This is a genomic window from Kribbella sp. HUAS MG21 (assembly GCF_040254265.1).
Lineage (GTDB): Bacteria > Actinomycetota > Actinomycetes > Propionibacteriales > Kribbellaceae > Kribbella.
In genome coordinates this window covers 6,950,939-6,974,926 of sequence record NZ_CP158165.1, presented here as the reverse complement: position 1 = coordinate 6,974,926, position 23,988 = coordinate 6,950,939, and the positions used below count along the sequence as shown (strand labels likewise).

Here is a 23,988-nt window from a genome sequence, read left to right as displayed (position 1 = left end):
GTTCGGATCAGCGTGGCTGGCATTGGCTGCACCATGCGGTGCCGCGGCCGCCGACGCGGCCGTGGGACAGGGTGGTGCCGCAGCGGGGGCAGGAGCCGGTGGGGTCGTCGCGGCGGCCGGTCAGCCAGGTCTTGCGGGGTGGTACGCGGCCTGCCTCGACCGACTGGCGCAGGACCGTGCGCATCCGGGTGTGCAGTCGGCGAAGGTCCGAGTCGTCCAGCTGCGGGCATGGTCGGTGCGGGTCGATCCGGGCCCGCCAGAGGATCTCGTCGGCGAGCAGGTTCCCGAGGCCGGCCACGGTCGACTGGTCCATCAGCGCGGGCTTCACCTGACCGCGCCGCCCGGCGAGGCGATCGCTCAGCCCGGCGGCACTGAGGTCCGCGGCGTCAGGCCCCAGCCGGGCGAGCAAACGCTTGACCGTCTCCCGATCGGGCGCATACCGCAGACCGTGCAGCTTGCGCATGTCCCGGAACCGCAACTCCCCGTGCGCGAACCCGAACACCACGCGATCGAACCGCTGCCGCTCCGCGTCCACCTCCCACTCCAGCGAGCCCGTCATCCCGAAGTGCAGCAGTACGGCGGCCCCGGCGCGCGAGCCCGCCACCGGTACGACGAGGTACTTCCCGTGCCGCCACGGCTGCCGGAACCGCCGCCCTGTCAGCGCCCGTCGCAGGCCCGCGCCGGTCACACCCCGCAGTACGCCGGCATCGAGCACGTCGACAGTGCGGATCCGGCGCCCGACCGCGTGCGCGGCCAGCACCCTCCGGAACCCTTCGACATCGGGGAGTTCAGGCATCTCTTCCACCCATTACCCGGCACCATGCAGGATGGGGGCATGAAGCCGATGCTGTTCGAGAGCCGGGACCTGGGAAAGACCGAGGAATTCCTCAACCGGGCGTACACCAAGATGCAGATCGGCGGCGGTCCGTCGGAGGTGCGGACCCGGATCTCCCGAGCGACCGCGGCGTCGATCAGCGTGGACCGGCTGGAGATCGGCTTCGAGATGAGCTACGACGCGAATCCGCTCGGCAAGATCTGCCTGTGTGAGGTGTACTCGGGGACGATTGCGGACCACGCCACCGACGGCTGGCGGGACGAGTTCGGCCCGGGGGACCTGGTGTCCTTCGCACCGCCGGACCAGCCGTTCGCCGGGACGGTGCAGCGGTCGACCTACAGCATCACGATGCTCGACCCGGCGCTGCTCACCCAGGTCGCGGGCGTGAGCCGGAAGCGCAACGCTCCGGTCCGGTTGCGCGCGCACCGGCCGCACTCCCGCGACGCGGCGCGCCAACTGTCGCGGACGATCGCCTACCTGGGCGACCACGCCCTCCAGGATCCGGTGGTGCGGTCGTCGCCGCTGATGCTCTCGTCGCTCGCGCAACTGCTTGCCTCGAGTGTGCTGGCAGCCTTCCCGAACACGACCATGGACGAGCCCGAGGGTGCGGCGGCGCGACCCGTGACGATCCGGCGCGCCGTGGCCTACATGGAGTCCCATCTCGACCAGGCGATCGGCGTCGCCGACATCGCGGAGGCCGCCGATGTCACCGTGCGGGCGCTGCAGAGCGCGTTCCAGCGGCATCTCGGCAGCACGCCGCTCGCGTACCTGCGCCAGTTGCGGCTCGCGGAGGTACGCGCCGAGTTGCTGGCCGCGGACCCGGCGGACACCACCGTGGTGGCCGTCGCCGCCCGCTGGGGCTTCCACCACCACGGCCGGATGACCGCGGCCTACCGGGAGCTGTACGGCGAGCTGCCGAGCGCGACGCTGGCACGCGACTAGTCCTTAGGGAAGCTTCCTGGTGTCGATCAGCTGCTGAGCGACGTCGCGGAGCTTGGTGTTGGTGTCCTGCGAGTACCGCTTCAGGACGGCGAACGCGCGGTCGGCGTCGATGTCGAAGCGTTCCATCAGGATGCCCATCGCCTGACCGACGAGCTTCCGGGCGTCGATCGCCTGGGCCAGCGCCGCCTCCTGCCGCGCGGACGCGATCGCGACCGACGCGTGCCGCGCCAGGATGTGCGCGACCGCCACGTCGTCGTCGCGGAACGCGTCCGGCTTCGGGCTGTACAACCCGAGCACGCCGACCGCTTTGCGCGGTTCCCGGCCGGTCGCGAGCGGTACGTCGAGGACGCTGCGGACCCCGAGCGCCGCGACCTTCGCGGCCCACTCCGGCCAGCGGTCGTCCGCGCCCGTGTCGCGGATCAGGATCGGGGTGCCCTGCCGCAGGACCGTGACCAGCGGACCGTCCTGCTGGCTGAGCTGGAGCTCGTACACCTCGGCGACGACCGGGTCGGTCACCGCGGCGACCTCGCCCCGGGAGCCGCGCGCCGAGAACGCCACGCCCGCGTAGCTGCAGCTGAGTGCCTGCAGGGCGTACTGGACGACGGCGTCCAGCGTCTCGTCGACGCCGGGGGCGTCATGCAGTTCGAGGGCGAGGCGGGCGAAGGACGAGGCGGCCTCGTCCCTCGTCGGGTCGATCGTGGTCATCTTCGCTTCTCCTGGCGGTCCGGCGCGGGTGCCCGTCGTTGGGCCGCCGTGGGTACATCATGCGGCCACTATGACGCTTCTGCCGCTCTCCGTCGCGAAATTGCGTCCTGCGGACAGGCTGAGCTTCGCCGGGCGGCTAGGTTGGACGGGTGCAGGCGAAGCGGTGGGCGTGGGTCGCGATCGGGGTGCTGGTGGCCGGCGGGTGGGGTGCCTGCTCGGACGACGACGCCAGGCAGCCGGTGACCACGGCCACACCCCAGCCGACCCCGAGCAAGCCGACGGCGAGCGAGCCGACGGCGAGCAAGCCGACGGCGACGACGAGCAAGCCGTGGTACGAGGACTACGACCCGGCCCACTTCGCGCCCGACGTACGCCGCTACGCCCGGCAGGCCGGGATCAACCCACAGTTGCTGATGGCAATCTTGTACAACGAGTCGTACAAGCCGCACGACCCGAAGTTCGAGCGGCAGTGGGCGGAGGTCGACTCGGACCCGGCGTTCGGGATCGCGAACATGCACAAGCCCGCGTTCGACGAGACGAAACGCGGCAGGCCGTTCGCGAAACGCAAGTGGGAGGAACTGCCGGACGATCCGGCGCTGGCGATCCAGGCGGCGGCCTGGCACCTGCACGACCTGGCCGCGAGGCTGCCGAGCAAGCGCGCCGACCTCTACACCAAGGACGAGTTGCTTGCCCTCGGCTACAACGCGGGCGGCGGCAACATGCGGATCTTCGCGCGCGGCCGCAAGGCCGGCCCGCAGGCGCAGTCGTACCTCGACCGCCTGCACAAGAACTGGGACAAGTCCGCCGAAGCACTCGAGGGCTGACGGGAGACGCAGTGGAGTTCGCAGCACCCGGCCTGGCCGTGGCCGACTGGCGGCGGGAGGTGTTCGCGCTGTACCGCTCCGTGCGCGCCGAGCCGGACCCAGCCGCCGCGCACGCCCTGTGGCAGGCCCGCCGCAACGAGTTGCTGACGAACCACCCGGCGTCACCCGTGCCGCCCGAGCAGCGAGCGACGTACCCCGGCGCACGCGTCGCGCCGTACCGCTCGGACCTGCGTTTCGAGGCGACCGTGGACACCGGCGTCGAACCGTTCAGCTGGGAGTTCGAGTCCGCGTCCGACGGCGTCATCCCGTTCTCCCGCGTCGGCGTACTGCGGCTGCCGATCGGCGACCTGGACGTCTGGTGGCTGGAGTCGTACGGCGGGGGACTGTTCGTCCCGGTGAAGGACGCGCTGGCCGGCCGGTCGACGTACGGCGGCGGCCGCTACCTGATCGACACCGTGAAGGGCGCCGATCTCGGCGGCGACCTCGCGCGCGGGCGGCTGGTCGTCGACCTGAACTTCGCTTACAACCCGTCCTGCGCGTACAGCCCGGAGTGGACCTGCCCGCTCGCTCCGGCAACCAGCACCGTCGGTGCCGAGTTGCCGGTGGGCGAGCTGGCGGGCTGACTCAGGCGGCGGCCTCCAGAGCGCGGGTGAGCAGGGCCGCCAGGGCGTCGAGCTGGAAGTCGGCCGAGGAGCCAACCTCCTCGTCGGAGCCGTCGAGGGCCATCGCGGCCAGGCCGGCCTTGGCGTCGATCAGGTCCGCGACCCGGGTGTCGATGGTCTGCGCGGCGATGATCCGCCACGCGGTGACCGGCTCGTCCTGGCCGATCCGGTGCACCCGGTCGATCGCCTGGGTCTGCTCGGCGTTCGTCCAGGACAGCTCGGCGAGCACGACGTTCGACGAGACCTGCAGGTTCAGGCCGACGCCGGCGGTCAGCAGCGAGCAGACCGCGATCGACACCTCGGGGTCGTTGACGAACGCGTCGATGTTCTTCTGCCGGATGCGCGCGGTCTGGTCGCCGCGGATCGACGAGTACCGGATGCCGCGCTCGGCGAACAGCTCCTCGGCGGTGTCCATCACCTCGATGTGCCGGGCGAAGAACACCACCTTGCCGACGTTCTGCGCGAGCTGGGCGGCGTAGTCGGCGGCCAGTCCGGCCTTCGCCTGGCCGATCCGGCGGAACAGGCTGAAGACGTTGTCGCCGGTCTTCTTGGCCGCCATCTCGGTCCGCTCCCAGCCGGCCACCTGACGGACCAGGTCGTGGTCGATCCCGTCCACGACGGCACCTGAACGGCGGGTCTCCAGGGCGGTCCGGTAGCGCTCGACCAGGCGGTCGGCGAGCTCCCGCTCAGCGGCCCGGATCGAGCGGCCGACGGCGCCGTCCAGCTCGACCGGCAGGTCGGCGATCCGGCGGGCCGGGATGTCCGCGGCGACGTCCACCTTGCGGCGGCGGACGATGCCCATGTCGATCACACTGGCCCGCGCGGCGGCCGCGAACCCCGGGTCGGCCGGGGTCAGGCCGGTCGCGTCGAGCTTGTCCATCAGCTCGGCGCGCGGCGCCTTCTCGTCGATCCAGCCGAGGAACTCCCAGATCGCGGTGAAGTCCTCGATCGAGTTGATCAGCGGCGTCCCGGTGAGCGCCATCAGCAGCGGGCGGGCCGTCCGGGTCCGGATCTTCGCCGACAGCTCCAGCACGTTCCGGGACCGCTGCGACTTCTTGTTCTTGATGAAGTGCGCCTCGTCGACCACCATGCCGCGGAAGCCGAGCTCGCCGAGCCAGCCGACGTGCCGGTCGAGGATCTCGTAGTTGACCACGACGATGTCCGCGAAGCCGTCGATGGTGTCGCCGTCGCCGTGGATCACGGTCGGTGTCCGGCGGGGCGTCCAGAGGCCGGCCTCGCGTGCCCAGTTCGTCTTCACGACGTTCGGTACGACGACCAGCAGCGGGTACGCCTCGGCGGCCTGGGCGGCGAGCAGCGCCTGGGCCGTCTTGCCCAGGCCGGGCTCGTCGGCCAGCAGGAACGTCCGGTGCTGGTCCGCGGCGGCGGCGACCAGCCGGGCCTGGTGCGGCATCAGCTCCAGGCCGCGGAGCCGCAGCGCGTCGAAACCGGCAGCCAGCCGCTGCGAGGTCGGCTCGGGCAGGGTCATGCTGGCGGACGCGGAGGCGTGCTCGAAGGAGCGCAGCAGCGGCCCGATCAGCTCCCAGCCGCTCAGCCGGCCCGGCCCGGCCGGGCGGGACGGCGCAGCGGAGAAGTCAGGGGCGAGGAACGGGTTCGCGAGCTGCCGGGACACGACGGCCTGCGGGACGACCCGCCGGGTCTGGGTCTCCGGGGCGGCGACCGGCTCGACGGGCTCCGGCTCCTCGGGAGCCTCCATCCCGGCGTCCTCCAGCATCTGCCGCTTGAGAGCGGCGGCGGCCTCGGAGATCACCGCGTCCTCGGCCAGCAGCCCCAGCAGCGAGGGCTCCATCGCGGCGGTCTTGGCCAGGATCGTCGCGATCCCGTCCAGCCGCCGCAGCTGCTCGGTGCGGTAGGCCTCGGTGGCGGTCTCGTCGCCGTTGACCCGGGCCCGCTCCTCGCGGACCAGCAGGGCCACGACCTGGAACTTCGTCCGGGTCGACGCCGTACGAATTCCACGCTGCATCGCGCCGCGGGTGACCGCGTTCTCGACCTCGCGCACGGCCTGGGCGAGGACCTGGATCAGCCCGTCGGACTCACCGTCGCGGGTACGCCGCCGGCGACGCGGAGCGGAACGGGTAGCGCCGGGACGGCGCTGACCTCCTCGGGCCAACATTTCCTCCTGTGTCGTGCCACGGCCGGGCCGTGACGGAACGCCGGACCGCGCGAGAACCGACCCACCGACGAGACGCCACCCCGGTACCGAGCGGATCGTCGTCCGGCGGGCCTCCAGAGGGTCCCCCAGGAACACGGCTCAGAATGCACCGCTCCTGTGTGCGCGATCGACCACCACTCTACCCGCCCGCGGCCGAATGCTGCAGACCGGCACCGGGTACCAGGTGGACTCAGGACAAGGAGGTACGTCTGATGCCTGCCGGATCGAGCCGGAAGCGGGAGCGGCAGTACGAGCACATCAAGGCCGGGCTGAAGGAGCGCGGCCGCAGCGAGGACGTCGCCGAGGAGATCGCGGCGCGGACCGTGAACAAGGAGCGCGCCCGGTCGGGCGAGGCCAAGGAGAAGAGCCGGACGTCGGTCGACGACATCTCGTCGGGGCGCCGCGGCGGGCTCCGCTCGCACAGCGGGTCGAAGGGCCGGACCAAGGAGCAGCTGTACAACGAGGCCAAGGACAAGAACATCAAGGGCCGCTCCAAGATGTCCAAGTCGGAGCTCGCGAAGGCCGTCGGGCGGTAGCGTGCAGCGGATCGACGGCAGGCCACTGACCGACGACGAGCTGCGCGGGATCGACGCGTACTGGCGGGCAGCCAACTACCTGTCCGTCGGGCAGATCTACCTGCTCGCCAATCCGCTGCTCCGCGAGCCGCTGCGGGCCGAGCACCTGAAACCGCGGCTGCTCGGCCACTGGGGTACGACGCCCGGTCTCAACCTGGTCTACGCGCACCTCAACCGCGTGATCAGGCAGCGGGACCGGGACCTGATGTTCGTCACCGGGCCGGGACACGGCGGACCGGCCCTGGTGGCGAACACCTGGCTGGAGGGCAGCTGGACGGCGGCGTATCCGAACACGACGCGGGACGAGACCGGGATGGGCCGGCTGTTCAAGCAGTTCTCGTTCCCCGGCGGCGTCCCCAGCCACGTGGCGGCCGACGTCCCGGGGTCCATCAACGAGGGCGGCGAGCTCGGCTACTCGCTCAGTCACGCGTACGGCGCGGCGGCGGACAACCCCGACCTCGTCGTGGCCTGCGTGGTGGGCGACGGCGAGGCGGAGTCCGGGCCGCTCGCGGCGTCGTGGCACTCGAACAAGTTCCTCAACCCGGTGCGCGACGGCGCCGTACTGCCGATCCTGCACCTGAACGGGTACAAGATCGCCAACCCGACGGTGCTGGCGCGGATAGGCGACGAGGAGCTCACCGCGCTGCTGCGCGGCTACGGGTACGAGCCATACCTCGTGGCGGGCTCCGAGCCGGCGGACGTCCACCAGGCGCTGGCCGCGACGCTGGACGTGTGCCTGGACCGGATCGACGAGATCCAGCGCGAGGCGCGCACCGCGGCCGAGGTCCCGGCGCGGGCGGCCTGGCCGATGATCGTGCTGCGCACCCCGAAGGGCTGGACCGGACCGCAGACCGTCGACGGGGAGCAGGTCGAGGACACCTGGCGGTCCCACCAGGTGCCGCTGTCCGGGGTCCGCACGAACGAGGACCACCTCCGGCAACTGGAGTACTGGCTCCGCAGTTACCGCCCGGAGGAGCTGTTCGACGACGACGGCCGCCCTGTCCCGGACCTGCTGGACCTGGTGCCGAGCGCGGCCCGGCGGATGGGATCGAACCCGGTCGCGAACGGCGGCGCGCTGAGCCGTGACCTGGAGCTGCCGCCCGTCGAGGAGTACGCCGTACCGGTGAAGACGCCGGGCGCCGAGGACGGGGAGCCGACGAAGGTGTTCGGCGCCTACCTGCGGGACGCGTTCCGCCGGAACCCGGACAACCTGCGGCTGTTCGGGCCGGACGAGACCGAGTCGAACCGGCTGAACGCGGTCTACGAGGTGACCGGGAAGGCGTGGCTGGCCGAGCGGCGCGACACGGACCGCAACCTCGCGGCGGACGGCCGCGTGCTCGAGATCCTCAGCGAGCACACCTGCCAGGGCTGGTTGGAGGGGTACCTGCTCACCGGCAGGCACGGGCTGTTCTCGTCGTACGAGGCGTTCGTGCACATCGTCGACTCGATGGTCAACCAGCACGCGAAGTGGCTGAAGACGATCAACCGGCTCGAGTGGCGCCGGCGGATCCCGTCGCTGAACTACCTGCTCACCTCGCACGTCTGGCGGCAGGACCACAACGGGTTCTCGCACCAGGACCCGGGGTTCATCGACCACGTGGTGAACAAGAAGGCGGAGGTCGTCCGCGTCTACCTGCCGCCGGACACGAACACGCTGCTGTCCACGATGGACCACTGCCTGCGGACCCGGAACTACATCAACGTCGTTGTCGCCGGCAAGCAACCGCAGCCGAACTGGCTCGACTGGGACGAGGCCGCCGTGCACTGTGCGCGCGGCGCCGGCGTCTGGGACTTCGCCGGCAACGACGAGGGCGATCCGGACGTGGTGCTGGCGTGTGCGGGCGACGTACCGACGATGGAGACGCTGGCCGCGGTCGACCTGCTCCGCGAGCACCTGCCGGACCTGCGGATCCGGGTGGTGAACGTCGTCGACCTGATGCGGCTGCAGGACGCGTCCGAGCATCCGCACGGCCTGCCGCACGCGGAGTACGACGCCCTGTTCACGACCGACAAGCCGGTGATCTTCGCGTACCACGGCTACCCGTGGTTGATCCACCGCCTCACCTACCGCCGCCGCGGGCACCCGAACCTGCACGTCCGCGGCTACATCGAGGAGGGTACGACGACCACGCCGTTCGACATGGTGGTGCGAAACAACCTGGACCGGTACCACCTGGCGATGGACGTCATCGACCGCGTCCCGTCGCTCGGGTCCCGCGCGGTCACGGCCCGCCAGCACTTCGCGGACCAGCGCACCCGCCACCATGCGTACGTGACGCAGTACGGCGAGGACCTGCCGGAGGTCAGGCAGTGGCGGTGGTCTGGTCGAGAAGCCTGACCGCGGCCTGCAGGTCGTTGACGAAGGCCCCGAAGTCGCGGCGGAACTCCTGCGAGCGGACGACGGACGACGGATGGACGGTGGGTACCGCCGGACGTCCGTCGGCCAGCTCGACCCGCTCGCCGCGGTGCTGCGTGACCCGGAAGCTCGCACCGAGCAGCGACCGGGCCGCGACCGCGCCCATCACCACCACGAGCTCGGGTTTCACGATCTCGAGCTCGCGCCGCAGCCAGGGGGCGCATGCGGAGATGTGGCTCGCGGCGGGGGTCTTGTGGATGCGCCGCTTGCCCTCGCGCTCGAACCGGAAATGCTTCACCGCGTTCGTCAGGTAGACCTTCGACCGGTCGATGCCGGCCTCCATGAGGGCCTTGTCCAGCACGCGGCCGGCCGGGCCGACGAAGACGTGCCCGGCCTTGTCCTCGTAGTCGCCGGGGGTCTCGCCGACCAGCATCATCCGGGCGCGGACCGGGCCTTCACCGGGCACGACCTGCTCGGCGTCCTCCCACAGCTCACACCCGCGGCAGTCCGGCAGCTCCGCCCGGACCTTCCGCATCCCGCCGTCGTGCGGTACCCACTGCTCGGCTCCTGGCTCTCGCATGCCGGTACCGGTACCCGAAGGTGGCCTAGTTCATGAAGCAGGCGGAACCAGCGCGAGGCGGATGACCACCAGCCCGAAGAGCACCAGCGTCAGCGCGTGCACCACCGTGCACCACAGGCAGATCGCGTTGATCCGGAACAGTTCCGCCCAGATCAGGTAGCAGACGAACACGACGCCGGTCAGTACGCCGGCCACGCGCAGCCGGCCCGGCCAGTGGGCCGCAGTACGCCACATCGGCGGGACCGACAGGGCCGTCATGCCGACGAAGAACGCGAGGCCGAGCAGCGCGACGGGGATCCCGAAGAGTTCCGAGTACTGGCTGCTGGTGACCTTGGCGCAGTTCACGACGCCGGTGTCCGGGCAGGCGAGCGTCGACCCGGCGGTGAAGTGCTCATAGGTCAGGTACGCCGAGACCGCGAGGCCGGCCACCGACACGACAAGCGTCGCCCACGGGATCACACCGAGCGTCGCCCGGGTGGTGGGTTGTGCTGTGTCCGTCACGGATGGTCAGCCCTTCGCGGCGCCGAGCTTGGACGCCGCGGCGGTCACCGCGCCGGTGGAGCACACCTTCGCGGGCTGGTTGTTCGTGAGCTTGCAGAGCGCCGCGGTGTAGACGTTCGCTGAGCCGTCGACGGCCTTGGCGATCGCGCTCGCCGGGTCCTTGAGGGCGTCGGCGATCTGCGCCTGGGTCTTCCCGGCCAGCACCTCCGGGCTGTACGTCGCCCCGGAGCCGACGTACTTGCCGCCAAGATCGATGAACGGGATCGACCCGCCGCTCTCGACGTACGGCGGCTGGTTGTAGGTGTCGAACGTCTTCTGGTCCTCGGCCGTCGGGGTGTCGAGCGGCTTGTACCCGTTCCCGGACGGCTCGTTGGTTGTGGTCTCGACGCCGGTGAAGCTCAGGTATTGACTCGTGTACTTCGCGCCGTGGAAGGACAGCGTCGGCGTGTTCGGGAAGACGTCCTCGGCGGCCGAGTGCGTGGTGCCGAGATTGCTGAAGGTCCCGAACCGCGACAGCGCGACCGCGACCGGCCAGCGCTCCGCCGCGCAGTACGGACAGAACTCGGCGCCGATGTAGAGCACCTTGGGCTTGCCGCCGGCGGTGAGCGCCGGGGCGGTGATCGCGGAGGGCGCTGCCTTGACGTCGTCGGTGCCGACCGCTGCGAACGTCGAATCCGGGATCGAGGACAGCGCCGTGACGAGTTGCGTGCCGGCGGTGCCGGACGGTCCGGTCGCGGTCTCCTTGCCGCCGCCGACCAGCCGGATCGTGACGAGCCCGCCGACGATCACGACGACCAGAACGACCGCACCGACCGCGAGCAGCAGCCGCCGGCGCCGCTCTGCCCGCTGCTGCGCGGCCAGCTGCGCCGCGACCCGCTCCCGCGCGGCAGCCTTCTGTTCGACCCGCCTTGCCATGACGCTCCTCTGCTCGGACTCCGCAGGAACAACTATCCATCGGTCACCAAAGTTCCTGGCGGTCCGTCACGGTGACGTTACGCTTCCGGCATGGATTGGCAGGCATGGCATCAGCGGTACGACGATCCCGGCTCCGACCTCTCCCGCCGCCTCGACGCGGTGAAGACGCAGGTACGCGCGGCCTTGGACCGCGCGCCGGACGGTCCGGTACGGGTGATCAGCCTGTGTGCGGGGCAGGGGCGCGACCTGCTCGACGTACTCGAGGACCATCCGCGGCGGGCGGACGTGCGGGCACGCCTGGTCGAGCTGGATCCCGAGCTCGCCGCAGCCGCGCGGGAGCGGGCGCCGGCCGAGGTCGAGGTGATCACCGGGGACGCGTCGCTGACGGATCAGTACGACGGGATGGTGCCGGCGGAGCTGGTGCTGTTGTGCGGGATCTTCGGGAACATCACGGCCGCGGACATCCGGCGGACGGTAGCGGCGAGCCGGCAGTTCTGCGCCACCGGCGGCACGGTGATCTGGACCCGGCACCGTGAGGAGCCGGACCTGGTGCCGGAGATCTGCGGGTGGTTCGAGGACGGCGGCTTCGAGCGGGTGTGGGTGTCGGAGAAGGACGCGGGCTTCGGCGTGGCCGTGCACCGGTTCACCGGCGTCCCCGAGCCGCTGGTGAGAGGCCGGCAGCTGTTCAGTTTCGTGCCGGGCGGAGTATGAGCAGGCACAGGGCCAGCAGGGCCGCGAGCGCGAGGTAGCCGACGTCCAGGACGGCGATCGACGCGATGCCTGCGACGAGGAGGGGCCCGCCGGCGTCGCCGAGTTCGCGGCCCAGCTCGGCGGTGCCCATCGTCTGGCCCAGGCGCTCGGGCGGCGTGCTCGCGGCGAGTGCCGCGAAGCCGAGTGGCGTGATCACACCGGTGCCGGCGCCGATGAGCGCCGCGGCGATCAGCAGGAACGCGACGCCGGGCAGGGCGGCGCAGACGAAACCGGCGGTCGCCAGGCCCAGCCCGGCCGCGATTCCTGCTCTGGTGGTCAACTTGCCGGCGTCCAGCGCCCGGCCGGTGCGCGGCTGCACGATCGCGGCCGTTGCGGCGAGCAACGAAACGGCGGCGCCGGTGGCGATCGTCCCGAGCCCGTCCGAGGCGCCGGTGACCGGCAGGAATCCGACCCCGACCGACAACGCGGCCGTGGCCGCGGCCAGCGCGAGGGTCGGACGCAGGAACACCGGATCGGTGATCCTTCGCGCCAGGTCGATCACCGTCTGCCGTTTCCGGGGGAGCGGCGGCACCGCCGGTACGACGACCAACGCCGAGACCGCGACCCCCGCCGCCAGCACGGCCATCACCCCGAACAACAGCCGGAACCCGCCGAGCCAGACCAACGCGCCACCGAGCAGCGGACCGGCCGTGTAGCCGATGCTCTTGTAGAAGCCATAGCTGCCGAACGCCCGTCCGTGCTTCGCCGACGGGTTCAAGCGGGCTACGAGTGCCGATGCGGCGGGGGAGAAGGCGGAGGCCGCCGCCCCCTGACCGAGGCGGGCGACCCACAACCATCCCGGCCGATCCACGATCACGTAAGCGCTGGATGCAGCAGCGAACCCGATCAGGCCGAGCAGCAACACCGGACGCGCCCCGATCCGGTCCGCGAGCGCCCCGAACACCGGTTTCAGCACCACCTCCGCGCCGTCGTACAGCGCGAGCAGCACGCCGAGGGTGAGTAGCGAGGCGACCGCATCCTCCGAGGACCCTCCGAGATTCGCCGCCACCGCATGCGCACCGAACGCGGTCGTGAACCCGGCCGCGTAGAGCGGCCACATCCTCATCGTTCGTCGCCCGGAAGCTGGTGCAGCGCGCGGAACACGAGTTCGGCGTACTCCTCGCAGCGCGCGACGCAGACCTTCAGCCGGGCGGTGGCCTGCTCGGACTCCGGCGTACCGAACACGTCGCGGCTGGTGAGGTCGCGGTGCCAGCGGCGGAGGCGTTCGAGGCTCTGCTCCTCCTCCTCGAGCTCGGCCAGCGTGAACTTCCCGATCCGGATCTCCTTGGCGATCTCGTCCTCGAACTTCCCGGAGTCCCTGAGGTACTCCGCCCAGTCGGCCCGCCGCGCCTCGTCGTACAAAGCACGCAGCCGCGCACCGTCAGCAGCCTCCCGACCGGCCGCCGCGAGCACCGTGGCCTCGCCTTCGGCACGCTCCACGAGCTCGGTCGTCCGCCGTACCGCGGCTTCGAAGACGGGGAGCTCCGGGACGGCCCACACACCTTGGCCGAGCGACAGGGCGCCGGCCTTGCGCAGCTCGCGCCAGACGGCGACCCGGTGCCGCGAGGGCTCCGCCGGGACGCGCACCACCAGAACCAGCCAGCGATCTGTCACAACCATGACTGTAGCGGGCGTTACATGGGAGCACGATCCTCGACAGACGTGTGAGCCACGATGTATGTTACATAAACGATGTCATATCGCTCTCGGAGGTGTGTGCGGTGGACCGGACTGCTGAGCGGTTGCTGGGGTCGGCGGAGCGGTTGTCGCGGGACCCGGAGACCGAGATCGACTGGGACGCGCCGGTCGGCGACGGGTACGGGATGTCGCCGGAGTGGAGCACGCTCTACGGGACGCCGTACTGGGACGAGCTCACCGAGGCGCAGCAGCGGGAGCTCACCCGGCACGAGGCCGCCTCGGTGGCGACGACCGGGATCTGGTTCGAGCTGATCCTGCAGCAGCTGATCCTGCGCGACGTGTACGACAAGCCGGCCCGGAGCGCGGAGTTCCAGTGGGCGCTGACCGAGATCGCCGACGAGTGCCGGCACTCGATCATGTTCGCCCGCGCGACCGAGCGGATGGTGGAGCCGGCGTACCGGCCGCCGCTGCTGGCCCGCGAGCTCGGCCGCGCGTTCAAGGCGATCGCGTCCGGGGAGTCGGCGTACGCCGCGATCCTGGTGGCCGAAGAGGTGCTGGACGTGATGCAGCGCGACTGGATGCGGGACCGCCGGGTCGAGCCGCTGGTCCGGACCGTGAACCACATCCACGTGGTCGAGGAGTCGCGGCACATGGTGTTCGCCCGCGAGGAGACCCGGGAGCGGCTTGCCGGTGCCGGGCGCGGCCGCCGCTGGGTCAGCGCGCTGGTGATCGCGATCGCCGCGGACATGATCGTGTCGAGCATGGTCGGCCGGCAGGTCTACGCGAACGTCGGCCTGGACGCCGATCGTGCGGTCCGCGAGGCGCGGCACAACGAGCACCACCGGTCGCTGCTGCGGACCAGCTGCGCGAACCTGATGGACTTCCTCGGGTCGGTCGGGCTGCTGACGCCCGCCGCGGCCCGGGTGTACCGGCGGACCGGCCTGTTGTGAGCCGACGATGACGTTCGTGATCACGGGGGAGTGCTGTTCGGACGCGAGCTGTGTCGCGGTCTGCCCGATGAACAGCATCCACCCGTCACCCGGCGAACCCGGTTTCGGCACCGGCGCGAGCCTGTTCATCGACCCGCGCACCTGTATCGACTGCGGCGCCTGCGCGGATATCTGCCCGGTCGACGCGGCCCAGCCCGCCGAGGAGGCGGCTCCCGAGGATGTCGAGCGGAACGCGGCGTACTTCGCGGAGCGGGAAGCGCTCGAGGCGACGGACCTCGACAGCTGGGAGCCGCCGACGTACGAGCTCCGGGGCGGCGGGCCGCGGCGGGTGCTGGTCGTCGGAGCGGGGCCGGCCGGGATGTACGCCACCCGCGAGTTGTTGCTGCGGACCACGGCCGAGATCACGCTCGTCGACCGCAGCGAACAGCTCGGCGGGCTGGTGCGGTTCGGCGTCGCGCCGGACCATCCGAACACCAAGCAGATCATCGGTTCCTTCGAGCGGATCGTGCGGCATCCGCGGGTGCGCTGGCGGCCCGGCACCGAGGCCTCCGCACTCCCGGACGGGTACGACGCGGTGGTGCACGCGGTCGGCGCGCGCCGCAGCCGGCGGCTCGGGATCCCCGGCGAGGAGGCGGCCTGCACCGCCGAGGACTTCGTTGCCTGGTGCAACGGACGACCGGGCGCCGAGCTGCCGGTCGAGCTGGTCGGCCCGCGGGCCGTGGTGGTGGGCAACGGCAACGTCGCCCTCGACCTCGCCCGGCTCCTGCTGAGCGACCAGCTGGCTGCCGTGTCGCCGGCGGTACGTCGTACGCTCGCGGCCGGCGGGATCAAGCAGGTCGTGCTGCTCGGCCGCCGCGGCCCGGACGAGGCGGCGTACACCCGACCGGCGCTCGAGGAACTGCTCGCGGTCGCCGGGGACCGGGTCGAACTGCGCTACCACGCGCGGCCGACGGCCTGGACGTCCGAAGGCCTGACCCTCGACACCGGCGAGACGATCGCGGCGGGCAACCTGTTCACCGCGATCGGGTTCGAGGGGCAGCGGGTCGACGGCCTGCCGTTCGACGCCGAGCGCGGGATCGTGCCGAACGTCCGCGGCGCCGTCGTCGACCGGCCCGGTCACTACGTGGCGGGCTGGATCAAACGCGGCGCGCGCGGCGGTATCGGGGTGAACAAGGCCTGCGCCCAGGAGACCGTGGCGACGCTGGTCAGCGCGTCCAGGGGTGCAGCTTCTCCGGGTTCCTGATCGCCCAGATGTTCGTGATCTGGTCGCCGCCGAAGTCGAACGCGAGCACGGTCTCGATGACGCCCTCGAACTCGATGACCAGACCGGGCTGACCGTTGACGGTCCGCTCCACCAGCGTCCGGCCGTGCCGCAGTACCGGCAGGTCGGCGAAGTACTGCGCGACGTTGACGCCGCCGTGGACCGGCTCCAGCGCGGCCGAGACCAGCCCGCCGCCGTCCGCGGTCGCGGTCACCTCGGGGTCGAGGAGGCTGACGATCGCCGGGATGTCGGTCGCCTCCCAGGCCGCCTTGAACTGCCGGACCAGCTCCGCGCGGCGCGCCGACGGCGGGGTCGGCGCCTGCGCGTTCTGGATCCGGCGGCGTGCCGACGAGGCGAGCTGGCGGCAGGCCGCCGGCGTCCGGCCGACGATCTCCGCGACCTCGGGGAACGGGTACCGGAACACGTCGTGCAGGATGAACGCGACGCGTTCGGCCGGCGTCATCGCGTCGAGAACGACGAGGAACGCCATGTTCACCGACTCGTCGAGCGTGACCCGGTCGGCGGGGTCGGCCGCGCCCGGCCCGTCGTCGGTGTTCTCCGGCAGCGGCTCCGGGATCCACTCGCCGACGTACCGCTCCCGCCGGGCCCGGGCGGAGCGCAGCAGGTCGAGGCAGATCCGGCTGGCGACCTTGGTGAGCCACGCCGCCGGGTTGTCGATCGCCTGCTGCTCGGCCGGGGTCATCGCGTACCAGCGCGCGTACGTCTCCTGGACGACGTCCTCGGCGTCGGCCAGCGACCCGAGCAGCCGGTAGGCCAGGTTGATCAGCTGACGGCGCTCGTTCATGATCACGCTCAGCCCGGGCTCGCTCATCTCGGTCCTTTCGCTCATACCTGGTACGACGAGACGGCGCCGCTGAGTGTGAGGTCTGACAGTCCGCGCGGCTGCCCCGTCGTACTGATCATGACGACACAGAACGCAGTCTCCGAAGTCGAGATCCGGGAACGCATCGATGTCTTGCTGGACGGGGTCCGGAACGGTGACCTCGGTGCGTTGAAGACGATCTTCGCGCCGAACCTGGTCTCGTTCGACATCGAGCCGCCGCTGCGGCACCTCGGCGCCCAGCAGAAGTGGGCGAACTGGGAGAAGGTCTTCAGCGTGTACCAGGTGCCGCTCGGGTACGAGGTCCGCGACCTGACCGTGCTGGTCGACGGCAATCTGGCGGTGACGTACGCCGTGAACCGGATCAGCGGGACGCTCGCGACCGGGGCGACGGCGGGCATGTGGGTGCGCTGGACGGCGGCCTGGCAGCGGGTTGACGGCGAGTGGCTGATCGTGCACGACCAGGTCTCGGTCCCCATGCACTTCCCCGACGGCCGCGCCGCCACTGACCTCACGCCCTGAGCCGCGAGCGGCCTCATGCGCGGAGCCGGGCGCGGCCGAGTACGTGCGGGCTGGCCGGCGTCGACCGTCCCGGCGGGAACTCGAACCGGTCCAGCTCCTCCACGGTGAAGCCCGCCGCGGAGATCGCGCCCACCGTGTCCCGGTGTGTATGGCACCCGCCCGCGAACAACGGCCAGAGCGTCGCATCGACGACTCGCTGCACCGTCGCGAGTCGCCCGCCGTCCGCGGCCACGTGCTCGTAGAACCGCAGCTCGCCACCGGGCCGCAGTACTCGTCGAGCCTCGGCGAGCGCCGCGGCCTGGTCCGGGACCGAGCACAGCACGAGCGACACCACGACCACGTCCGCGGTGGCATCAGGCGCCGGCAGCCGGTCCGCCGTACCCTCGACGACCTCCACGGCGACAGGCGCGGAGGCGGCCTGCCGCTCGGCCTGGGCGCGAAGGAACGGCTCGGGTTCGACGGCGAGCACGCTCTCCACCGCGGGCGGGTAATGCGCGAAGTTCCCGCCGTCCCCGGCTCCGACCTCGACCACGCGGCCCGCCGCGCCGGTCAGCAGCCGCCGGCGGTGCTCCGCCGCCCCTTGGTCGTCGAGCGCCGGGCGCACCCGGGCGTACATCCGCGCGAATACCGGCCGTCTCATGAAGCCACCCTGCCAGACTGTCGGATCGCGTGGCCCGCCGATCGTCTCCTGAATGACAAGCAGTTCCAGTCCGGAAGGAGACACCAGTGCCCACCACCGTGAACGCCATCGACATCGTCGTGTCCGACCTCGGCGCGGCGATCGAGTTCTACCGCCGCCTCGGACTCGAGTTCGAGCGCGACCAGTACATGCCGGACGACCACGCCGGCTGCGACCTGCCGAACGGGCTGCACCTGATGCTCGACACCGAGGACCTGCGCGGCAAGGTCACCGCGCACTGGACGCCGCCGAAACTGAGCCGGGCGTTCCTCACGTTCGAGTACGACAGCCCGGCCGCCGTCGACGCGACGTACGCCGAACTCCTCGCCGCCGGCGTGACCGGCCTGCAGGAGCCGTACGACGCGCCGTGGGGGATGCGCTACGCGACAGTGGCGGATCCGTCCGGGAACGGCGTCGATCTCTACGCCACCCTGCCCGCGTCCTGAGCCAGACTGTCCGGAAGGAGGTGTGCGGGTGAAGTACGTGCTGATGTTCATCGAGACCGAGGAGTTCGCCAAGGAGTTCGCGGACCTGGCGCCCGGCGAGCGGGAGGAGGCGTTCCGGCGGGTGTACCAGTGGTTCGACGACCACCGGGACAAGATCACCAACCGCGGGAGCAAGTTGCAGGGCGCGGAGACCGCGACCACGGTCCGGCTCGACGGCGGCCGGGTGCTGACCACCGACGGGCCGTTCATCGAGGGCAAGGAGGTCGTGTCCGGGTTCACCGAGATCGACGTCGAGGACCTCGACGAGGCGCTGCGGATGGTGAAGAACTGGCCGGGCTGCCCGGTCGTCGAGATCCGGCCGGTCGACGAGGTGTGAGCACCCAGGACGAGCTCGCCCGCGTGGTGCGTGACCACGCGGGCCGGCTGGCCGGTGCGCTGGTGTCGCTGCTCGGCGACTTCAGCGCCGCCGAGGACGTGGTCCAGGACGCGGTCGAGATCGCGCTGAAGCGGTGGCCGGTCGAGGGCATCCCGGAGCGCCCCGACGCGTGGCTGTTCACGGTCGCAAAGCGTCGCGGTCTCGACGTACTGCGGCGGCAGCAGAACCACCGCGCCAAGCTCGCCGAGCTGGAGCTCCCGGTGCGGCCGCCGCCGGACGACCGGCTGCGGCTGGTCTTCACCTGCTGCCACCCGGCGCTGGCGCGCGAGGCCCAGGTGGCGCTGACGTTGCGTGTGGTCTGCGGCCTGACGACCGCGCAGATCGCGGCCGCCTTCCTGGCCTCGGAGTCCGCGGTCGGGCAGCGGATCACCCGGGCGAAGCGCAAGATCACCGACGCGGGCATCCCGTACCGGATCCCGCGCGACGACGAGCTGCCCGAGCGCCTGACCGAAGTACTGACCGTCATCTACCTGCTCTTCAACGAGGGCTACCTGTCCAGTACGGCGGAACGCGCGCACTCCCGCGATCTCGTCGACGACGCGGAATGGCTGACCGCCCTACTCCACGGACTGCTCCCGAACGAGCCCGAGGTCGCGGGCCTGCTCGCCCTGATCCGGCTGCATCGCGCGCGGACGGCGGCCCGGTTCACGCCGGCCGGCGACCTGGTGCTGCTCGAGGACCAGGACCGCACGCTCTGGGACCACGCTGCGATCGCCGACGCGACCGCGCTGCTCACCAGGACGGCGCGCCGCCATCGCGCGCCCGGTCCGTACCAGCTGCAGGCCGCGATCGCCGCCTGCCACAGCGAGGCGCCGACCTGGTCCGAGACCGACTGGCCGCAGATCCTCGTCCTTTACGACCTGCTCATCGCCTTGGAGCCGAGCCCGGTGACGAGCCTGCACCGCTCGATCGCGCTCGCCTACGTCCGCGGTCCGGCCGACGCCCTCGCGGAGCTCGACGCGCTGGCCGGGGACCTCGACACCTACCCGCTGTTCCATGCGACCCGCGCCCAGTTCCTCCGCGATCTCGACCGCCCGGCCGAGGCCCGCACCGCCGACGAGCGCGCCGCCCGGCTCACCGCGAACCCGGCCCAACTCGGCCTCCTGCAAGAGCGCCTGGCGAACTAGACGCTGCGCAGTACCGAGACGACGATGCCGAGGATCGCCGCGTCGTCGCCGTCGATGACGTCGTACGCCGGGTTGCGCGGCTCGAGGTACACGTGGCCGTTGCGCCGCCGGTAGACCTTGACCGTGGCCTCCTCGTCGATCATCGCGGCGACGATCTGGCCCGAGTGCGCCTCGGACTGCTGCCGGACCACGACGATGTCGCCGTCGCAGATCGCGGCGTCGATCATCGACTCGCCGCGGACCCGGAGCCCGAACACGTTGCCGCGCCCGGTGAGCCCGCGGGGGAGTTGCAGGACGTCGTCCACGTGCTCGACGGCCGCGATCGGCGTACCGGCCGCGATGTCACCGACGACCGGCACCGGCACGTTGTCGTCACTCGCCGCCCGCGCGGCCGGCTCCTGGAGGAACATCCGGACGTCGATCGGCCGCGACACCGACGGACTGCGGCGGAGGAACCCCTTCTCCTCCAGACTGGCCAGGTGCTTCGACACCGACGACGAGGACCGCAGTCCCACCGCGTCGCCGATCTGCCGGCTGCTGGGCGGGTACCCGTGCCGCGTCACCCAGTCCCGGATCACCACCAGGATCCGCTGTTGCCGCTCCGGGAGCGCGCCGGTGTCGAGGTCGCCGAACAGGTCGAGATCAGTCACCGCGGAATCTTAGGCTCGTTTCCGGTGCGGTCACGGTTCGACCCGCCCGGGGATTCGGTCTTGACACCATCGCCCTGGTAGGAAAAATACTTCCCAGTCAGCGGCGATGGTGAAACTTTTGCAGCGTCGTGACCGAAGTGCTCGAGATGTGCTCGAGAAGTACTCGAAAGGGCGGGATCGATGACCACTCCCAGCAATCTGTCCCGGCGGCTGTTCCTGCAGCGCGCCGCGGTCGGCACTCTGCTCGCGGCCGGCGGCAGCACGCTGGCTGCGTGCGCGAGCGGCGGCAGCGAGGACTCCGGCAGCTCGACCGACGGGGGCGGGACGAAGTCGGACGACAACCCGTTCGCCGTGAAGGAGGACGCGCCACTCGACGTGGTGATCTTCAAGGGCGGGTACGGCGACGACTACGCCAAGGCCCACGAGGCCCTGTACAGCAAGAAGTTCCCGAAGGCGCAGATCAGCCACAAGGGCATCACCGACATCCTTCCGCAGCTGCAGCCGCGGTTCAACGGCGGCAACCCGCCGGATGTGATCGACAACTCCGGCGCCTCGCTGCTGCCGATGTCGACGCTGGCGAGCACCGGGCAGCTGGCCGACCTGACGCCGCTGCTGGACGCGCCGTCGATCGACGACAAGAACGTCAAGGTCCGCGACACGCTCGAGCCGATCGGCCTCGAGGCGGCGATGCTCGACGGCAAGCCGCTCGTCCTCGAGTACGTGCTGACCGTCTACGCGCTCTGGTACAACAAGGCGCTCTTCGACAAGAACGGCTGGACGCCGGCCAAGACCTGGGCCGAGTTCCTCACGCTGTGCGAGGAGATCAAGAAGGCCGGCATCGCGCCGATCGCCTTCCAGGGCAAGCACGGCAACTACATCGGGCAGATCGTGCTCGACATGGCCGTCAAGCACGGCGGGCACGAGGTCATCAAGGCGATCGACTCGCTGGAGCCGGACGCGTGGAAGCACCCGTCGATCAAGCTCGGCGCCGAGGCGCTGCTCGAGCTGCGCGGCAAGGGGTACTTCATGCAGGGCACCGAGGGCCTCGACCACATCCAGGCCCAGACGGCGTGGAACAACGGCAAGGCCGCGTTCATCCCGTCCGGTTCCTGGCTGGAGAACGAGCAGAAGAAGGTCGCGCCGGCCGACTTCCTCACCACTGCGACGTACACGCCGCTACTCGACGGCGCCAAGCTGCCCGCCGAGTGCACGCGGATCGCGGCCGGTGAGAACTTCATCGTGCCGGAAAAGGCGAAGAACAAGCCGGGCGGCCTGGAGTACCTGCGGATCATGCTGTCGAAGGAGGCGGCCGGCAAGTTCACCGAGCTGACCGGCTCGCCGACCATCGTGAAGGGCTCCACCGAGGGCATCAAGCTCAGCCCCGGCGCCGCGTCGTCGGCCGCGCTGATCAAGTCCGGCGGGACGAACAACTGGACGGCGTACTTCGCCGGCTGGTACTCGACGATGGACAAGCCGTCGCGCAGCATCATGGCCGAACTGGCCGCCGGCCGGATCACCGCCGACGACTTCTGCAACCAGATGCAGAAACTCGCCGACGAAACCGCCAAGAACCCCAGCACCAAGAAGCAGACGCGCAGCTAGTCACGCAGTCCACCAGCCATGGATGGTCCATCGAAGCGGGTGCTGGCGGCGTTCGGATTGTCCGAGCCGCCGGCACGGCTGGCGGGTGGGCAGGGGGAGACCTGGCGCTCCGGCGCGGTGGTACTCAAGCGCGCCGGACGCGAGAGCGCCTGGCGCGCTGGCGTGCTGGCCGCGTTGCCGGAGTCGAAGGACTTCCGGGTGCCCAGGCCGGTGCGGGCGGTGAGCGGCGATTGGGTTGCGTTCGGGTGGGAGGCGAGTGAACTGCTGCCCGGCGCGACCGACGTGCGGCGGCAGGACGACGTACTCGTCGCGGCGGCCGCGTTCCACGAGGCCGTTGCCGGGGTGTCGCGGCCGGACTTCATCGACGACCGGCACGATCCCTGGGCGGACGGGGATCGGGTCGCCTGGCGCGAGCAGTCGCTCGACGGGAGTCCGGCGTACGGCGAACTGACCAGGCCGCTCGTTGCCGCCTGGCGGCCGGTGGAGCTCGCGGCGCAGGTCGTGCACGGGGACCTGCCGGGGAACGTGATGTTCGCCGACGGTCTCCCGCCGGCGATCATCGACTGGCCGGTGTACTGGCGGCCTCCGTCCTGGGCGGCGGCCGTTGCGGTCGCCGACGCGCTGTGCTGGTACGGCGCCGAACCGGAGCTCGCGGCGCGCTGGGCGCACCTGCCCGAGTGGGGCCAGATGCTCGTCCGCGCGCTGCTGTACCGGATGACGACCGACGAGCTGGCCGGGGGTGCCGCGGTCTGGACCGACGCACGGCGGGCGGCCTACGCGCCGGTGATCGAGCTGGCAGTTTCGTACGCCGCCTGATCGCCGGCGGCGGAGCGATCGACGCGGCGGCGACCGGCGGCGCGCATCGCGAGCGGAATGGTGCCTAGGGCAAGTACTCCGAGGGCGACGCCCAGCCAGCCGACGGCGGGGTAGTCGGCGCCGGCGTCGAGCGTGAGGGCGCCGAGCCAGGGGCCAACGGTGATGCCGATGTTGAAGGCGGAGATGTTGAACGCGGCGGCGAGCGTCGGTGCGGAGCCGGCGATCGTGAAGACGCGGGAGTTGACCGCGGGGTTGGCCGCGAAGCCGAAGGTTCCGACACCGATGATCGCGGGGACCGCGAGCCATGCGGTGCTCGTCGCCAGCGCCAGCAGGGCGGCCGCGACGATCACGCCGGCGAGGCTGATGACGAGGGTGCCGAACGGGCGCCGATCCGCCGTACGGCCGCTGATGGTGATGCCAAGCAGTGCACCGACGCCGTACAGCGCCAGGATCACCGGCACCCAGGAGGCCGACAGCCCGGTGGTTTCGGTGAGCAGGGGAGCGAGATAGCTGAAGATCACCAGGATCGCGCCGGTCGACAGCGCCGTCGTCGCGTACGCGAGCCAGAGCTGCGGGTTCGCCATGCTCCGCAGCTCGCGACCGAGCTGGGGTGTGCTCGCCGCGCGTCCCCGCGGGATCGTCGCGAGCACACCGCCGATCGCGAGCGCAGACAGTACGGCGACCGCCCAGAACGCCGACCGCCAGCCGAGGTGCTGCCCGAGCACCGTCCCGGCGGGCAGTCCGACGATCGTGGCCACGGTCAGCCCGCCCGCGAGGATGCTCATCGCCTTCGCCCGCGCCGCCGGCCCGGCCAATTCGATCGCGGTCACCGACGCGACGGCCCAGAACCCGGCGTACACGAAGGCACCCGCGACCCGGGTCGCCAGCAGGACGCCGTACGACGACGTGAGCGCGCCGGCCACGTGGGTCAGCGCGAAGATCGCGAGGAAGACGAGCATCGCGACCCGCCGGGACCAGCGCAGGGTCGCGAACGCGAGGATCGGGGCGCCGACGAGCATACCGACCGCGAACGCGGAGATCAGCAGCCCGGCGGCCGGGATCGAGACGTCCAGGTCGGCCGCGATCTCGGGGAGCAGGCCGGCGAGCATCAGCTCGGAGGTGCCCTGGGCGAAGATCGCCAGGCCGAGCAGGTAGACAGCGCGAGGCATGAGGTCCTCTCAGAGTGGATCGAGTATTGGATCGAG

The 23,988-nt window shown here is 71.1% G+C and carries 26 protein-coding genes; 14 read left to right on the top strand and 12 right to left on the bottom strand.

What is annotated here, in order from left to right; all coding sequences use genetic code 11:
* Positions 1-7: 7 nt before the first annotated feature.
* On the bottom strand, positions 8-796 hold the full coding sequence (locus tag ABN611_RS33650) for a DNA-formamidopyrimidine glycosylase family protein (protein WP_350276319.1): 789 nt from the start codon (positions 794-796) through the stop codon (positions 8-10).
* Between the two features lie 39 nt (positions 797-835).
* Between ABN611_RS33650 and ABN611_RS33645 the strand changes: the two genes are divergently transcribed.
* Positions 836-1,777, top strand: a complete 942-nt coding sequence (locus tag ABN611_RS33645) for a helix-turn-helix domain-containing protein (RefSeq protein WP_350276318.1) — start codon at positions 836-838, stop codon at positions 1,775-1,777.
* Positions 1,778-1,780: 3 nt separating this feature from the next.
* On the opposite strand, the gene ABN611_RS33640 is transcribed toward ABN611_RS33645, so the two are convergent.
* Positions 1,781-2,482: a GAF and ANTAR domain-containing protein gene (locus tag ABN611_RS33640; RefSeq protein ID WP_350276317.1), complete on the bottom strand. Its 702-nt coding sequence runs from the start codon at positions 2,480-2,482 to the stop codon at positions 1,781-1,783.
* A 149-nt stretch (positions 2,483-2,631) separates the two neighbouring features.
* On the opposite strand from ABN611_RS33640, the gene ABN611_RS33635 reads away from it, so the two are divergent.
* Positions 2,632-3,306 carry a transglycosylase SLT domain-containing protein gene (locus tag ABN611_RS33635; RefSeq protein ID WP_350276316.1) on the top strand — a complete coding sequence of 225 codons (675 nt, stop codon included), beginning with the start codon at positions 2,632-2,634 and terminating at the stop codon, positions 3,304-3,306.
* Between the two features lie 11 nt (positions 3,307-3,317).
* Entirely contained in the window at positions 3,318-3,929 is a 612-nt protein-coding gene (locus ABN611_RS33630; RefSeq protein ID WP_350276315.1) for a DUF1684 domain-containing protein, read from the top strand.
* 1 nt (position 3,930) lies between these two features.
* On the opposite strand, the gene ABN611_RS33625 is transcribed toward ABN611_RS33630, so the two are convergent.
* Positions 3,931-6,099 carry a DEAD/DEAH box helicase gene (locus tag ABN611_RS33625; RefSeq protein ID WP_350276314.1) on the bottom strand — a complete coding sequence of 723 codons (2,169 nt, stop codon included), beginning with the start codon at positions 6,097-6,099 and terminating at the stop codon, positions 3,931-3,933.
* Between the two features lie 251 nt (positions 6,100-6,350).
* Here ABN611_RS33625 and ABN611_RS33620 point away from each other — a divergent pair, with 251 nt between their 5' ends.
* On the top strand, positions 6,351-6,674 hold the full coding sequence (locus tag ABN611_RS33620) for a plasmid stabilization protein (protein ID WP_350276313.1): 324 nt from the start codon (positions 6,351-6,353) through the stop codon (positions 6,672-6,674).
* Between the two features lies 1 nt (position 6,675).
* Entirely contained in the window at positions 6,676-9,051 is a 2,376-nt protein-coding gene (locus ABN611_RS33615; protein WP_350276312.1) for a phosphoketolase family protein, read from the top strand.
* Here the strand turns inward: ABN611_RS33615 and ABN611_RS33610 are convergent.
* From ABN611_RS33610 to ABN611_RS33600, 3 genes are read right to left on the bottom strand one after another with little or no spacing between them, the layout of a single operon-like run.
* Positions 9,017-9,649: a UdgX family uracil-DNA binding protein gene (locus ABN611_RS33610; RefSeq protein WP_350276311.1), complete on the bottom strand. Its 633-nt coding sequence runs from the start codon at positions 9,647-9,649 to the stop codon at positions 9,017-9,019. The two genes, ABN611_RS33615 and ABN611_RS33610, sit on opposite strands and share 35 nt — an antisense overlap.
* Before the next feature lie 30 nt (positions 9,650-9,679).
* Positions 9,680-10,150: a vitamin K epoxide reductase family protein gene (locus ABN611_RS33605; RefSeq protein ID WP_350276310.1), complete on the bottom strand. Its 471-nt coding sequence runs from the start codon at positions 10,148-10,150 to the stop codon at positions 9,680-9,682.
* Between the two features lie 6 nt (positions 10,151-10,156).
* Positions 10,157-11,065 (bottom strand): DUF929 family protein, encoded by a 909-nt coding sequence (locus ABN611_RS33600; protein WP_350276309.1) that lies wholly within the window; start codon positions 11,063-11,065, stop codon positions 10,157-10,159.
* A gap of 90 nt (positions 11,066-11,155) precedes the next feature.
* Between ABN611_RS33600 and ABN611_RS33595 the strand changes: the two genes are divergently transcribed.
* The gene (locus tag ABN611_RS33595) at positions 11,156-11,776 is read left to right on the top strand and encodes an SAM-dependent methyltransferase (protein WP_350276308.1); all 621 of its coding nucleotides are present in this window, start codon (positions 11,156-11,158) and stop codon (positions 11,774-11,776) included.
* Here the strand turns inward: ABN611_RS33595 and ABN611_RS33590 are convergent.
* A complete protein-coding gene (locus ABN611_RS33590) occupies positions 11,751-12,881 on the bottom strand; it encodes an MFS transporter (RefSeq protein ID WP_350276307.1) in 1,131 nt (376 codons plus the stop codon). The genes ABN611_RS33595 and ABN611_RS33590 overlap by 26 nt on opposite strands.
* Complete coding sequence (locus ABN611_RS33585) at positions 12,878-13,429, bottom strand: Chromate resistance protein ChrB (RefSeq protein WP_350276306.1); 552 nt, start codon at positions 13,427-13,429, stop codon at positions 12,878-12,880. The genes ABN611_RS33590 and ABN611_RS33585 overlap by 4 nt, the downstream gene beginning before the upstream one ends.
* 107 nt (positions 13,430-13,536) lie before the next feature.
* On the opposite strand from ABN611_RS33585, the gene ABN611_RS33580 reads away from it, so the two are divergent.
* Together ABN611_RS33580 and ABN611_RS33575 are read left to right on the top strand one after the other, a co-directional pair.
* Entirely contained in the window at positions 13,537-14,403 is an 867-nt protein-coding gene (locus ABN611_RS33580) for a diiron oxygenase (RefSeq protein WP_350276305.1), read from the top strand.
* Between the two features lie 7 nt (positions 14,404-14,410).
* Entirely contained in the window at positions 14,411-15,646 is a 1,236-nt protein-coding gene (locus tag ABN611_RS33575) for an FAD-dependent oxidoreductase (protein WP_350276304.1), read from the top strand.
* Here the strand turns inward: ABN611_RS33575 and sigJ are convergent.
* Positions 15,609-16,496: an RNA polymerase sigma factor SigJ gene (sigJ, locus tag ABN611_RS33570; protein ID WP_350276303.1), complete on the bottom strand. Its 888-nt coding sequence runs from the start codon at positions 16,494-16,496 to the stop codon at positions 15,609-15,611. The genes ABN611_RS33575 and sigJ overlap by 38 nt on opposite strands.
* 90 nt (positions 16,497-16,586) lie before the next feature.
* Here sigJ and ABN611_RS33565 point away from each other — a divergent pair, with 90 nt between their 5' ends.
* Positions 16,587-17,027 carry a nuclear transport factor 2 family protein gene (locus ABN611_RS33565; protein WP_350276302.1) on the top strand — a complete coding sequence of 147 codons (441 nt, stop codon included), beginning with the start codon at positions 16,587-16,589 and terminating at the stop codon, positions 17,025-17,027.
* A 13-nt stretch (positions 17,028-17,040) separates the two neighbouring features.
* Here the strand turns inward: ABN611_RS33565 and ABN611_RS33560 are convergent, their stop codons facing one another.
* A complete protein-coding gene (locus ABN611_RS33560; protein WP_350276301.1) occupies positions 17,041-17,667 on the bottom strand; it encodes a methyltransferase domain-containing protein in 627 nt (208 codons plus the stop codon).
* 86 nt (positions 17,668-17,753) lie between these two features.
* Here ABN611_RS33560 and ABN611_RS33555 point away from each other — a divergent pair, with 86 nt between their 5' ends.
* The 3 genes from ABN611_RS33555 to ABN611_RS33545 are packed head-to-tail and all read left to right on the top strand — an operon-like array spanning position 17,754 to position 19,715.
* Positions 17,754-18,152 (top strand): VOC family protein, encoded by a 399-nt coding sequence (locus ABN611_RS33555; protein WP_350276300.1) that lies wholly within the window; start codon positions 17,754-17,756, stop codon positions 18,150-18,152.
* Positions 18,153-18,180: 28 nt separating this feature from the next.
* Positions 18,181-18,528, top strand: a complete 348-nt coding sequence (locus tag ABN611_RS33550; RefSeq protein WP_350276299.1) for a YciI family protein — start codon at positions 18,181-18,183, stop codon at positions 18,526-18,528.
* The gene (locus tag ABN611_RS33545) at positions 18,525-19,715 is read left to right on the top strand and encodes a DUF6596 domain-containing protein (RefSeq protein ID WP_350276298.1); all 1,191 of its coding nucleotides are present in this window, start codon (positions 18,525-18,527) and stop codon (positions 19,713-19,715) included. Before ABN611_RS33550 ends, ABN611_RS33545 begins: the two co-directional genes overlap by 4 nt.
* Here the strand turns inward: ABN611_RS33545 and lexA are convergent.
* Positions 19,712-20,365, bottom strand: coding sequence for a transcriptional repressor LexA (lexA, locus tag ABN611_RS33540; RefSeq protein ID WP_350276297.1), 654 nt, complete (start codon positions 20,363-20,365; stop codon positions 19,712-19,714). The two genes, ABN611_RS33545 and lexA, sit on opposite strands and share 4 nt — an antisense overlap.
* Positions 20,366-20,545: 180 nt before the next feature.
* On the opposite strand from lexA, the gene ngcE reads away from it, so the two are divergent.
* The gene (gene ngcE / locus ABN611_RS33535; RefSeq protein WP_350276296.1) at positions 20,546-21,967 is read left to right on the top strand and encodes an N-acetylglucosamine/diacetylchitobiose ABC transporter substrate-binding protein; all 1,422 of its coding nucleotides are present in this window, start codon (positions 20,546-20,548) and stop codon (positions 21,965-21,967) included.
* Positions 21,968-21,985: 18 nt separating this feature from the next.
* On the top strand, positions 21,986-22,783 hold the full coding sequence (locus tag ABN611_RS33530) for a TIGR02569 family protein (protein WP_350276295.1): 798 nt from the start codon (positions 21,986-21,988) through the stop codon (positions 22,781-22,783).
* On the opposite strand, the gene ABN611_RS33525 is transcribed toward ABN611_RS33530, so the two are convergent.
* On the bottom strand, positions 22,741-23,952 hold the full coding sequence (locus ABN611_RS33525; RefSeq protein WP_350276294.1) for a Cmx/CmrA family chloramphenicol efflux MFS transporter: 1,212 nt from the start codon (positions 23,950-23,952) through the stop codon (positions 22,741-22,743). The two genes, ABN611_RS33530 and ABN611_RS33525, sit on opposite strands and share 43 nt — an antisense overlap.
* Between the last annotated feature and the right edge of the window lie 36 nt (positions 23,953-23,988).

What these genes read in the sequence shown, in the direction of transcription:
- ABN611_RS33575 (WP_350276304.1), top strand. Translation starts at nt 14,411, where the DNA reads ATGACGTTCGTGATCACGGGGGAGTGCTGTTCGGACGCGAGCTGTGTC.
- ngcE (WP_350276296.1), top strand. Translation starts at nt 20,546, where the DNA reads ATGACCACTCCCAGCAATCTGTCCCGGCGGCTGTTCCTGCAGCGCGCC.
- ABN611_RS33600 (WP_350276309.1), bottom strand. Translation starts at nt 11,065, where the DNA reads ATGGCAAGGCGGGTCGAACAGAAGGCTGCCGCGCGGGAGCGGGTCGCG.
- ABN611_RS33595 (WP_350276308.1), top strand. Translation starts at nt 11,156, where the DNA reads ATGGATTGGCAGGCATGGCATCAGCGGTACGACGATCCCGGCTCCGAC.
- sigJ (WP_350276303.1), bottom strand. Translation starts at nt 16,496, where the DNA reads ATGAGCGAGCCCGGGCTGAGCGTGATCATGAACGAGCGCCGTCAGCTG.
- ABN611_RS33650 (WP_350276319.1), bottom strand. Translation starts at nt 796, where the DNA reads ATGCCTGAACTCCCCGATGTCGAAGGGTTCCGGAGGGTGCTGGCCGCG.
- ABN611_RS33640 (WP_350276317.1), bottom strand. Translation starts at nt 2,482, where the DNA reads ATGACCACGATCGACCCGACGAGGGACGAGGCCGCCTCGTCCTTCGCC.
- ABN611_RS33645 (WP_350276318.1), top strand. Translation starts at nt 836, where the DNA reads ATGAAGCCGATGCTGTTCGAGAGCCGGGACCTGGGAAAGACCGAGGAA.
- ABN611_RS33565 (WP_350276302.1), top strand. Translation starts at nt 16,587, where the DNA reads ATGACGACACAGAACGCAGTCTCCGAAGTCGAGATCCGGGAACGCATC.
- ABN611_RS33590 (WP_350276307.1), bottom strand. Translation starts at nt 12,881, where the DNA reads ATGAGGATGTGGCCGCTCTACGCGGCCGGGTTCACGACCGCGTTCGGT.
- ABN611_RS33610 (WP_350276311.1), bottom strand. Translation starts at nt 9,649, where the DNA reads ATGCGAGAGCCAGGAGCCGAGCAGTGGGTACCGCACGACGGCGGGATG.
- ABN611_RS33525 (WP_350276294.1), bottom strand. Translation starts at nt 23,952, where the DNA reads ATGCCTCGCGCTGTCTACCTGCTCGGCCTGGCGATCTTCGCCCAGGGC.
- ABN611_RS33530 (WP_350276295.1), top strand. Translation starts at nt 21,986, where the DNA reads ATGGATGGTCCATCGAAGCGGGTGCTGGCGGCGTTCGGATTGTCCGAG.
- ABN611_RS33560 (WP_350276301.1), bottom strand. Translation starts at nt 17,667, where the DNA reads ATGAGACGGCCGGTATTCGCGCGGATGTACGCCCGGGTGCGCCCGGCG.
- ABN611_RS33620 (WP_350276313.1), top strand. Translation starts at nt 6,351, where the DNA reads ATGCCTGCCGGATCGAGCCGGAAGCGGGAGCGGCAGTACGAGCACATC.
- ABN611_RS33625 (WP_350276314.1), bottom strand. Translation starts at nt 6,099, where the DNA reads ATGTTGGCCCGAGGAGGTCAGCGCCGTCCCGGCGCTACCCGTTCCGCT.